This is a genomic window from Vibrio sp. 10N.222.49.C9 (assembly GCF_041474985.1).
GTDB classification, from domain to species: Bacteria; Pseudomonadota; Gammaproteobacteria; order Enterobacterales; family Vibrionaceae; genus Vibrio; species Vibrio crassostreae_C.
This window is the reverse complement of record NZ_JBFRVD010001483.1, coordinates 1-376: the sequence shown is the minus strand read 5'-3', so window position 1 is coordinate 376 and position 376 is coordinate 1. Positions and strand designations below refer to the sequence as shown.

Annotated in this window: 1 protein-coding gene; it reads right to left on the bottom strand. The window is 37.8% G+C overall.

The features are described from left to right. The coding region (locus tag AB4585_RS28865) for a helix-turn-helix domain-containing protein (RefSeq protein WP_372172221.1) at positions 1-183 on the bottom strand (183 nt) is incomplete at its 3' end. Positions 184-376 lie beyond the last annotated feature (193 nt).

Here is a 376-nt window from a genome sequence, read left to right as displayed (position 1 = left end):
ACTTGGCACTCTTTTACCGCGTTCAATCATGGAGAGATACGACACGGATGGCGCAGATTCTGGGTTGAGTTTTATACAGCGAGACGAGAGATCATCAAGGGTGAGGTGATTTCTCTTACGCAGGTTTCGGATCTTAGTACCAAGAAAATGCGATTGTCTGAATAAGCTAGTTTTTGTCTTCATATTTGTAAAATTTACACTGTGTAATTTTATTTGTGAAATTCTAGTGAATATTTAGTTAAAGTAAAAATGTAGACAGAAGAAATTAGACCGCAGTAACAGATTAACTTCTTCTTTATGCAACAGCAGCTAGGTGACAAAGCACTTCAATGACAATCACGAGGAATGATGCCATGAATCTACCAATGACTAAGGA